The 4,555-nt window shown below is 62.9% G+C and carries 2 protein-coding genes; both read left to right on the forward strand.

Going from position 1 to position 4,555, the window contains the following annotated elements; all coding sequences use genetic code 11:
* Window positions 1–418 precede the first annotated feature (418 nt).
* Window positions 419–2,494, forward strand: coding sequence for a molybdopterin-containing oxidoreductase family protein (locus BLA15945_RS37395; protein ID WP_174994759.1), 2,076 nt, complete (start codon window positions 419–421; stop codon window positions 2,492–2,494).
* Window positions 2,495–2,630: 136 nt separating this feature from the next.
* A complete protein-coding gene (locus BLA15945_RS37400; RefSeq protein WP_174994760.1) occupies window positions 2,631–4,304 on the forward strand; it encodes a long-chain fatty acid--CoA ligase in 1,674 nt (557 codons plus the stop codon).
* Window positions 4,305–4,555 lie beyond the last annotated feature (251 nt).

Below are 4,555 nucleotides of genomic sequence, written 5' to 3' on the forward strand. Positions count from 1 at the left end.
ATTCCCGTGTGAAAGTAGGTAATCGTCAGGCTCCCTAAGCCAAGAACCCCCGCCCGAAAGGCGGGGGTTTTTGCATTCCAGCGACGGAAATGTGCGATGCCGGACACGCGAAATGCGCCCGGCGCTGCCAACGTCACCTTCCCGCCAATGCTATCAAGCAATAGCGGCGTCGAATTCTCTCCATTGCCGCTATCTTTCGCGATTCAATCGATTATTGATCGCATCTTCGATTAAGACCGCAACTCCTTCCCCGTAGACCACCGGCAAACGCAATCGTGTGACCAGCTTTTCGCTCGCCATGACCCGCTGTTTCCTCCACTGGATCTTCGGTCAGAGAACCGGGAATCGACGCGAAATGAGCGCTTTATTCGGCGCGTCCACGTAAAATTTGCGAACCCCCATCTCTGCATTCAAAACGATGAACGCCGCCATTCAGGTAGCCCGGGCCGTCTGCCCGCATGATTGTCCGGACACGTGCGCAATGCGTGTGACCGTCGAGAACGGCAAGGCGATCAAGGTCACGGGCGATCCCGACCATCCGCCGACGCAAGGCGTGTTGTGCACGAAAGTCAGCCGATATGCGGATCGCGTTCATCATCCCGATCGCCTCACTGTCCCGCTCAAGCGCGTCGGCGCGAAGGGCGAAGGGCGCTTCGTGCCGATCAGCTGGAGCGAGGCACTCGACGAGATCGGACGCCGCCTGGGTGAAATCGCTGCGCGTTCGCCGGAAGCGATCGTGCCGTACAGCTACGCGGGAACGATGGGGCTTGTGCAGGGCGAGGGCATCGCCCAGCGCTTCTTCCACAAGCTCGGCGCATCGCGGCTCGAGCGTGCGATCTGCGCGGCAGCCGGCGCGGCAGGGCTGCGATACACCTATGGCGGCAGCCTCGGCATGCACCTCGAGCACTTCGAGGAAAGCGAGCTGATTCTGATATGGGGCGCGAATCCAATCGCGTCGAGCCTGCACTTCTGGACGCGCGCACAGGAAGCGAAGCGCCGTGGCGCGCGGCTTGTCGCGATCGACCCGTATCGTTCGCTGACCGCAGAGAAGTGCCATCAGCACATTGCACTGAAGCCCGGTACCGATGGCGCATTTGCGCTCGGCATGATGCATGTGCTGATCACCGAAAACCTGCTCGATCACGACTACATCGCGGACCACACGCTTGGTTTTGATGCGCTGAAGGCCCGCGCGATGTCCTATCCGCCGGAACGCGTTGCGCAGATCTGCGGCGTCGACGCGTCGGAGCTGATCGATCTTGCGCGCCGCTATGGGGCGACCCGCAAGGCATCGATCCGTCTCAACTACGGCATGCAGCGCGTTCGCGGCGGCGGTAATGCCGTGCGCGCGATTGCGAGCCTGCCTGCGTTGACGGGGGCGTGGCGGGACCGGGCCGGCGGGGTGTTGCTGTCGTCGTCGGAGTCCGCGCCGGTCAACCAGGCTGCGCTGTTGCGTCCTGATCTGATGCCGGGCTGGCCACACAAGCTGCCGCGCATCATCAACATGAACGCGATCGGCGACGCACTGCTGCACCCGGGTGACGCGACGTTCGGGCCGAAAGTCGAAGCGGTGATCGTGTACAACTCGAATCCGGTCGCGGTCGCGCCGGATTCTTCGAAGGTTGCAGCCGGTTTTGCACGTGACGACCTGTTCACGGTCGTTCTTGAACATTTCAAGACAGATACGGTCGATTTTGCCGACCTTGTGTTGCCGGCGACCACGCAGCTCGAACACCTGGATGTCCATAAATCGTACGGCCATACCTACGTGATGGCGAACCTGCCGTCGATTCCGCCGGTCGGCGAGGCGCGGCCGAATACGGAGATCTTCCGTGGTATCGCGCGCAGCATGGGGCTCGACGAGCCCGCGCTGTATCACAGCGACGAAGAGGTCGCGCGTGCGGCGCTTCGCTGGGACGATCCGGCGCTCGATAGCGACTGGGACACGTTGAAGCGGGAAGGTTGGCTGAAGCTCAAGCTGCCGGAGGCGCCGTTCGCGAACGGCGGTTTCCGTACGCCATCGGGCAAGTGCGAGTTCTACAGTCCGCGGCTCGAGCAGATGGGCATGGACCCTGTTCCCGACTACCTGCCGCCGTTCGAATCGGCCGAAGCGGCGCCCGAGCTCGCCGCACGCTATCCGCTCGCGATGATTTCGCCGCCGGCCCGGCACTTCCTGAACAGCACGTTCGTGAACGTCGACAGCCTGCGGACGACGGAAGGGGAACCGCACCTCGATATGCACCCGTCCGACGCGGATGCGCGTGGCATCGCGGGGGGCGACGTCGTCCGCATCTTCAACGACCGCGGCTCGATGCAGGCGCTCGCCCGGATTACCGATCGCGCACGCGCGGGGCTCGTCGTCGGGCTGTCGATCTGGTGGAAGAAACTGTCGCCGGACGGCAGGAACGCGAACGAGGTCACGAGCCAGGCGCTGACCGATCTGGGTAATTCGGCGACGTTTTACGATTGTCTTGTGGAAGTTGAGCGAATTTGATCGAATATCACCGTATGATCAGACAAATCGACGCGGAAGTTCGAAGTGGACATCTAACCCTGTTGTCTCGGGGCGGGGGAGCCGTTACGATGCGTTTTAGCACGACCATTCGAAAATCTGTGAGGAGACGCGCAGTATGGACAAAATTTGGCTGAAATCGTACCCACCCGGCGTTCCAGCCGAAATTGACTCGTCTCCTTATCCCTCTGTCCCGGACCTGCTCGACGAGAGCTTCCGGCAGTATCGCGACCGTACCGCGTTCGTCTGCATGGGCAAGGGCATCACGTACGGCGAACTCGACAAGCTGTCGCGCCAGTTCGGCGCCTGGCTGCAATCCCGCGGTCTGGCCCGCGGCGCACGCGTCGCGATCATGATGCCGAACGTGCTGCAGTACCCGGTGACGATCGCCGCGGTACTGCGTGCCGGCTACACCGTCGTCAACGTCAACCCGCTCTATACGCCGCGCGAGCTCGAGCATCAGCTGAAGGACAGTGGTGCCGAGGCGATCGTCATCCTCGAGAATTTCGCGTCGACGCTGCAGGCCGTCATCGCCAATACGGCTGTCAAGCACGTCGTCGTCGCCTCGATGGGCGACCTGCTGGGTATCAAGGGGTGGCTCGTCAATTACGTCGTGCGCAACGTGAAGAAGATGGTGCCCGCGTGGCAGTTGCCGTCGTTCACGCGCTTCAAGGCTGCGCTGTCGGAAGGCGCGCGGCAGACGTTCAAGCCGCAGAAGATCGGCCCCGACGACGTCGCGTTCCTGCAATACACGGGGGGTACGACGGGTGTTGCGAAGGGCGCGACGCTGCTGCACCGGAACATCGTGTCGAACGTGCTGCAGGCTGGCGCCTGGCACCATCCGGCGCACGAGAAGTACCCGGACGTGAAGCAGTTCGTGACGGTTGTCGCGCTACCGCTGTATCACGTGTTTGCGCTGACCGTCTGCGGCTTCCTGACGATGCGCACGGGGGGCATGGGCATCCTGATCCCAAACCCGCGCGACATCGCCGGCATGATCAAGGAGCTGAAGGGCTACCAGATCTCGACGATTCCGGCGGTCAACACGCTGTACAACGCGCTGCTGAACCATCCCGAATTCAATCAGCTCGACCTGTCGAAGCTCGTGATCGCCAATGGCGGCGGCATGGCGATCCAGGAGGGCGTCGCGAAGCGCTGGTATGAAAAGACCCGTACCGCGATCATCGAAGGATACGGGTTGTCCGAAACGTCGCCGGTGGCGACCTGCAACCCGGTGACGGCAACCGAGTACAGCGGGACGATCGGCCTGCCGCTGCCGTCGACCGAAGTCGCGATCCGCGACGATGCCGGTAACGACGTCGCGCTCGGCGAGCCGGGCGAGATCTGCATCCGCGGGCCGCAGGTGATGGCCGGCTACTGGAACCGGCCGGACGAGACCGCGAAGGTCATGTTCCCGGACGGCTTCTTCAAGACGGGCGATGTCGGCGTGATGGACGCGCGCGGTTACGTGAAGATCGTCGACCGGAAGAAGGACATGATCCTTGTGTCCGGCTTCAACGTGTATCCGAACGAAGTCGAGGACGTCGTGGCGTCGCATCCAGGCGTGTTCGAGGTGGCAGCGGTCGGGGTGCCGGACGAGCATTCCGGCGAGGCAGTGAAGCTGTTCATCGTGAAAAAGGATCCGGCGCTGACCGACAAGGACATCCTTGCCTACTGCAAGGAGCGGCTCACCGGGTACAAGCGGCCGAAGCTGGTCGAGTTCCGCACGGAGCTGCCGAAAACGAACGTCGGCAAGATCCTGCGGCGCGAATTGCGCGACGGTCGCGCGTAACGAAGACGGTTGAACGAAAAAAGCCCGGTAGAAGCCGGGCTTTTTTGTTTGCGGCTACCGGCGGGTGTCCGGGAGCGGTTGCTTCCGTTCCTGCGGAGATCGGCAGCCTTGCATTTCAATCTGATGGCGGTCGCAGCGCGCATGCGCTGCGACCTGCTGACCTGCCGACCTGCCGACCTGCCGACCTGCCGACCTGCCGACCTGCCGACCTGCCGACCTGCCGACCTGCCGACCTGCCGACCTGCCGACCT

The sequence above is a fragment of the Burkholderia arboris genome, from assembly GCF_902499125.1.
Classification (GTDB): Bacteria; Pseudomonadota; Gammaproteobacteria; order Burkholderiales; family Burkholderiaceae; genus Burkholderia; species Burkholderia arboris.